The 6,206-nt window shown below is 71.2% G+C and carries 3 protein-coding genes and 1 pseudogene; 2 read left to right on the top strand and 2 right to left on the bottom strand.

Going from position 1 to position 6,206, the window contains the following annotated elements; translation table 11 throughout:
* Positions 1-363 (top strand): annotated as a pseudogene (locus Ade02nite_RS47305) (2-oxoacid:ferredoxin oxidoreductase subunit beta); the annotation flags it as partial.
* Positions 364-367: 4 nt separating this feature from the next.
* Here the strand turns inward: Ade02nite_RS47305 and Ade02nite_RS47300 are convergent.
* Positions 368-1,381 (bottom strand): potassium channel family protein, encoded by a 1,014-nt coding sequence (locus Ade02nite_RS47300; protein WP_203778004.1) that lies wholly within the window; start codon positions 1,379-1,381, stop codon positions 368-370.
* A gap of 169 nt (positions 1,382-1,550) precedes the next feature.
* On the opposite strand from Ade02nite_RS47300, the gene Ade02nite_RS47295 reads away from it, so the two are divergent.
* The gene (locus Ade02nite_RS47295; protein ID WP_307871263.1) at positions 1,551-2,039 is read left to right on the top strand and encodes a phospholipase; all 489 of its coding nucleotides are present in this window, start codon (positions 1,551-1,553) and stop codon (positions 2,037-2,039) included.
* On the opposite strand, the gene Ade02nite_RS50110 is transcribed toward Ade02nite_RS47295, so the two are convergent.
* On the bottom strand, positions 2,029-5,103 hold the full coding sequence (locus tag Ade02nite_RS50110; protein ID WP_239169590.1) for an adenylate/guanylate cyclase domain-containing protein: 3,075 nt from the start codon (positions 5,101-5,103) through the stop codon (positions 2,029-2,031). The genes Ade02nite_RS47295 and Ade02nite_RS50110 overlap by 11 nt on opposite strands.
* Positions 5,104-6,206 lie beyond the last annotated feature (1,103 nt).

Below are 6,206 nucleotides of genomic sequence, written 5' to 3'. Positions count from 1 at the left end.
AAGGACGCGAGCAGCCGCGACGACCACCTGATCCGCCTGGAACACGGCCAGCCAGTGACCTTCGGCGCGCAACAGCAGTTCTCGGTGGTGCACCCGGCCGGCGGCTTCGGGCTCCAGGTGCAGGAGGGCGGCGAGGCCATCGTCCACGACACGACGGTCGACGACCCCGCGTACGCGTTCGCGCTGAGCCGGCTCTCCGGCTCCGACCTCGGCACCACGCCGATCGGCGTGTTCCGTGACGTGCGCCGGCCCACCTACGACGAGCTGCTCGCCAAGCAGCTGGCCGACGCGCGCACCGACGGCAACCCCGACCAGATGCTCGACGAGCTCCTCACCAGCGCCGACACCTGGACGATCCTCTAGCTGACTAGACCGCCACGTCGACGCCGGCGTCCTCGTCTCTTATGTAGACGAGCATGTCGCCGGTGTCGATGGTGAGCGCCTGCTCGCCGCCGAGCGGCAGCACCTTGCCGCGGCGGATCAGGGCGACCACCAGCGTCCGCAGCTCGCGCGGGTTGCGGCCGACCTCGGCACGCTCGGCGCTGCGCATCGCGAGGGCCATGCCCTGACCGGGGGTGAGCAGGTCCTCGACGACGTCGATCAGCGGCGGCGCGGTGGTGGTCAGGCCGAGCAGCCGGCCGGCGGTCGCCGACGAGACGATCACGTGGTGGGCGCCGCTCTGCTTGAGCAGGGCGGCGTTCTCCTGCTCACGGACGGCCGCGATGATCCGCACCTGGCCGGCGGTCAGCTGCCGCACGGTCAGCGTGATGAGCACGGACGCCTCGTCGCTGTCCGTGGCGATGATGACCGCCTTGCAGTTCTTGACGTCGGCGTCGTTGAGCACTGCCGACCGGGTCGCGTTTCCCTCGATCGTGGCAAGCCCGTTCGCGGCCGCCTGGCGCACCCCGTCGGTCCTGTTCTCGACCACCACGATGCGTGACTTGTCGTAGCCGGTCTCGAGGAGGGCGTTGATGGCGGCCCGCCCCTTCGTGCCGTAGCCGCAGACGATGACGTGGTCCTTCAACTTCCGCCTCCACCGGCTGACACGCAGGCTGTTGCGATATTGGTCGGTGAGCACCTCGAGGGTGGTGCCGACCAGGATGATCAGGAAGAGCACGCGCGCCGGCGTGATCACCAGGACGTTCACCAGGCGGGCGTGCGGGGTGACCGGGGTGATGTCGCCGTAGCCGGTCGTCGAGAGCGACACGACCGCGTAGTAGAAGCAGTCGAGGAGGGTGAGCCCGTCCTCGTTGACGTCGCGATAACCGTCCCGGTCGGCGTAAATGATCAATACGGTGATCAGGACGAGCGCGATCGCCAGGGCGAGCCGTACGGCGAGCGCACGGAGGGGCCCCTGACGGACCCGTGGAAGATGGATCATGTGACGCCCCGCACGCCACACACCTTAGCGACCGCCGTCCGGCAAGCCACTCAGGACACCACACTTAATATGCGTTAAGGAATACCCGCGTGCGGCGAATCGGCACGCCTCGCGAAAGCCACCGGGCGCCGTTGTATTGATCTGTGACGATTGCCCAGCCTGAGACATGATGCGACGCATTCTGGTGGTTCTCGCCCTCGCCGCCGCCGCGCTGATCCCCGCCCTGCCCGCCGCGGCCGCCACCGACCGGCTGACCGTGCTGGCCCGCTGGACCCAGCCGACCGCGGCCAGCACCGCCGCCTGGAACGAGGCACGGCTCAACCGGGAGCCGTGGCAGGCGTACGGCTTCGACTGGACCACCGACTACTGCTCGGCCGGCCCGGAGAAGCCGCTCGGGTTCGACTTCACCAACGCCTGCGTGCACCACGACTTCGGCTACCGCAACTACCGGGCCGCGGGACTGTTCGCGGAGAACAAGGCCCGCGTCGACGACATGTTCCACGCCGACATGCGGCGCGTCTGCGCCACGTACCGCTCGGTGGTGCGCTCCGCCTGCTACAGCGTCGCGTGGATCTACTACCGGGCGGTCGACGTCTTCGGCTCGCTCGCCCAGGTGCGGCACGCCGACCTCGACCGCGCGTCCCAGATCATGCGCTGACCTGCGCGAACCGGGCGGCACCGTCCTCCAGGTCCGGATGCTCGACGGCCAGCGCCATCGCCACGATCCGGTCGAAGCCCAGACCCACCCCGTCGGCGTACGCGGCGTCGAACGCCGCATCACCCAGCGAGCTCCGCAGCGACAACTGCCGCGCCGACCAGAACCGCCCGAACATCTCGGTGCGGCGGGCGCCCTTCGCGGCCTCCGCACCGCCGAACAGGACAGCGGCCGTCGCGGGGTCGCCGCCCATCGCGCAGCGCACGGCGATGGCGGCGACCGCGTCGGCCGCGGCGCCCCGGAAACCGTGCCGTAGCCGCGAGCGAAGCGCGACCACGAGATGGTCATGGGCGGCGACCAGGTCACCCCGGCGCAGCGCCACCATGCCGAGAAGCCAGTCGACGGTACGGCGGCCACGGTCCTCGGGACGGCTCGCCTCCCACTGGCGGGCCCCGCCGAGCAGCTCGGCGGCCTCGTCGAGCGCGTCCCGGCGCCACAGCAGCTCGGCCAGGGCGATCACGGCGGGCATCGCGGCCTCCGTCACGCCGTGCCGGTCCGCGGTCGCGATCACCTGACGGCAGAGCTTCTCGGCGTCGTCGTAGCGGCCCGCGTCGAGCAGGGTGGCCCGATGGCCGGCCCGCGCCCGCACGAGCAGGGCGGGGTCGCCGTCGACCAGCGCCTCCGCCCGGTCGAGGAACCGGGTGCGCTCGGCCCGGTCGGTGGCCAGGCCGGCGTGCACGAGATAGGCGTCGGCGAGCACGGCGCGTTCCACATCGGCGCCGTCGAGCCGCCGGTAAAGCCGGAAGAGCAGGTCGCGGCCCTCACCGGCGCCGCCGTGCTCACGCCACCAGGGGTCGAGGGCGGTGGCGAGGCGCAGCCCGGCGCGCACGCTGCCGTGGGTCGCCGTCCAGCGCAGGGCGGTCTGCCACTCGGCCACATAGGGCGCGAAGGCGGTCAGGCTGACCGTGCGGGGTTGCCCGTCGGTGTCCACGGAGACACTGTCGAGCGTGTGCATCGACCAGGCGGCGTGCCGGTCGCGGGCCTCCCGCTCGTCGCCGGCGGCGGCCAGCCGGCGTACGGCATAGGACTTGACCTGCCCCGAAAGCCGATAGCGCGGGCCCGGAACGACGTCGACGAGCGAATTGTCGGCGAGCTCGCCGAGCGCGCCGAGCGCCTCGGTGCCGCACCACTCGACGATGCCGAGATCGACGGAGTCGGCGAAGACCGCCAGGCGTCGCAGCAGACCTTGGGCCTCGGAGGTGAGCCGGTGGTAGGACCAGTCGAGGTTGGCTTCGAGGCTGTCGTGGCGGTCGTCTCCGCGCCCGCTCGGATCCAAGGCCGTCAGAGGATCGTCGAGGCGCGAGGCGAGCTGCGCGGCGGAGAGCATCCGCAGCCGGGCCGCCGCCAGCTCGATCATCAGCGGTGAGCCCTCCATGCGAGCGGCCACCTTGGCGAGATCGCCACCGTCGTCCACCGGCCCGTGCTGACCGCCGCGAGCGGCCGCGGTGCGCTCGCTGAGCAGGGCGAAGGCGTCGGCCGGCGAGAGGGGCGGGATCCGCCAGACCACCTCGCCGGGCACGCCCACCGGCGCACGCCCGGTGATCAGCACGGAGACGCCGGAACAGCGGGCGAGCAGCCGCCGGATCAGGGTGGCGCAGGCCTGCCGAGCGGCCTCACAGGTCTGAAGCACGAGAAGCATCCGCCGCTCGGCGCAATGCTCCAGCAGCGTGTCGAGGATCGGCCGCCCCGGCTCGCTGCGCACGCCGAGGGCCGCGGCCATGGCGTGAGCCGGCCCGTGTGCCGCGCCGGCGGCATCGACAGTCCAAACCCCATGGGGGTACGAGTTGAGCACGGTCTCCGCCACAGCGAGCGAAAGCCGCGTCTTCCCGGCCCCGCCGGCACCCGTGACAGTGACGACGCGATGGCGCCGGAGAAGAGCGGCAACCTCGTCCCGCTCGGCGCGCCGCCCGACAAAAGGGCTGAGCTCCGCGGGCAGATTGTGAACGGGCGCCTGCTGGGTGCGCGGCCGCGGGAAGTCGGTCTCCAGGCCGGGCGCGAGCACCTGGAGGAGACGCTCGGTGTCGTCGAAGCCCCGCAGCCGATGCTCGCCGAGATCGAGCAGCCGCACGCCGTCGAGATGATCCCAGTCGCTCGCCGACCGCCCCTGCGCCGGCAGCCGGAACATGGGCTGGGGGAAGGACGGCGCCCGGATCCCCACGTCGATCCCGGGTTCCTCCTGGCGCCTCTCGGCCTCCCAGCGCCTCTCCGCCTCCTGGCGCCTCTGCCCCTCCTCGCGCCTCTCCGCCTCCTGGGGACTCTTCGCCTCCTCGGGCCTCTCCGCCTCCTGGGGCCTCTTCACCTCCTGGCGACTCTCCGCCTCCTCGGGCCTCTCCGCCTCCTGGCGCCTCTTCACCTCCTGGCGACTCTCCGCCTCCTCGGGCCTCTGCCCCTCCTCGCGCCTCTCCGCCTCCTCGCGCCTCTGCGCCTCGCGCACGCCGCTTGGCCGCCAGCTCTCCTCGCGGGCGCGCCTCTCCTGCTCGCGGGCGTTTCGCGCGAGGGTGGCCGCTGCGGTCAGCGCGTGCGCGGTATAGGCGTTCGTTACCGAAATTTCGGATGTGAGCCGGACGGCCCGGGCCGTGGCGCCGGAACAGAGGATCTGCCCACCGTGCGCGGCGGCGGAGACACGGGCGGCGCGATGCACCTCGATGCTGGCGTATTCGCCGCCGCGCTCGCCGCTCACGGGCCGTGCCCAGCCGGTGTGCATGCCCATCCGCACCCGCGGGGCGACCTCCGGGCTGGGCCAGTCGTGTGCGGACAGTCGCCGCTGCGCCTCCACACAGGCCGCGACGGCCGCGACGGCATCCTGAAAAGCGATGAAGAAAGAGTCACCCTCAGTGAAAAGCTCGACACCGCCGAAGTCACGCACCGCAGCGCGCATCACCGAGCGGTGATCGCTGAGAACCGCGCCGTAGTCGTCGCCGAGCATCCGGGCCAACCGTGTCGAGCCCTCGATGTCCGTGAACACAAAGGTCACCAGCCCGCTCGGCAGCTCGGTCCGTCCCGACACGGTAGAACCTCCGCCCCCTTCGGCAAGTCGCGATCTCATGCTGCCGTATCACAGCGTCACCGGCCATCGTAGAAACGGACGGTAACCATCCGCCCGCTGCGGCCGACCCCGGACGGAGGACACCCGCAGGAGTATCGACGTTCCCACACGGCACTACGCGTGACGTAACGAAATGGATCGAGCCAAGACACGCCGCACTCGGCCACTTCCGCCCGGCCGTTCGGCCGCCCCCACAAGAGTCACTTTGTGCGACGCCCCGAACACGTCCCAGACCTCCGGCTCCGCCCCGGCCGGTTGCCACATTTCCCCAGATAACAGCCCTCGAGGCGCCGCGTCACGCCATTTCCCGCGCCAAGCCACCACGCGGTTCACCCGGCCCGTGCAGTTGCCCACATTCGAGCGTCCAAGCAGGCCAGACATATTCGATCACCCGATCGAAGTGAAGGGCCGGACCAGTCCACCAGCCCTTGACCAAGCGACGGACCACTCCAACAGCCCTTGGCCGAACGACAGGCGACCTCACCAGTCCTTGACCGCGGAACGGGCGACCCCGCCAGCCCTTGACCGAGCGACAGGCGACCCCACCAGCCCTTGACCGAGCGACAGGCGACCCCACCAGCCCTTGACCGAGCGCGAGGAACCGGCGCCCGCGCATGATCGGCACGCCGAATCCCGTCCGCTGAACGCACGCCCAATGACGCCCGCCAAGAGGCACGTCGACAACGGGCGTCAGGAGAGGCTCGCCCAACATCAGCCCTCAGAGCGGCACGTCCCAACCGTCAACACCCGGCCGCGGCCGCCGACGGCAGTCGCAGAATGACCACCACTCGATCAACCGGCACCTCAAGGGCGCGAACACTACCGCGGGCCCGAGTCCCGACACAGGCCCCGGCCGAACACATGTCAGAGCCACCCACAACCAGCCGACGGACCGATCACCTCACCGGCGTGCATCCCGCGCGACCCGCCCCGGGCCGACGGGCAACTGCCCAACTCGCGCAACCCGGCCCGACCCGGATCACCCCGTCGCACGGCTCCACGGCGCCACCCCACGCGACGTGACTCAGCCCCGCCTCAGCATGGCACGACAACGCACGACGCAA

Source organism: Paractinoplanes deccanensis (genome assembly GCF_016862115.1).
Taxonomy (GTDB): domain Bacteria; phylum Actinomycetota; class Actinomycetes; order Mycobacteriales; family Micromonosporaceae; genus Actinoplanes; species Actinoplanes deccanensis.
This window is presented reverse-complemented; position numbering and strand designations above follow the sequence as displayed.

What these genes read in the sequence shown, in the direction of transcription:
- Ade02nite_RS47295 (WP_307871263.1), top strand. Translation starts at nt 1,551, where the DNA reads ATGCGACGCATTCTGGTGGTTCTCGCCCTCGCCGCCGCCGCGCTGATC.
- Ade02nite_RS47300 (WP_203778004.1), bottom strand. Translation starts at nt 1,381, where the DNA reads ATGATCCATCTTCCACGGGTCCGTCAGGGGCCCCTCCGTGCGCTCGCC.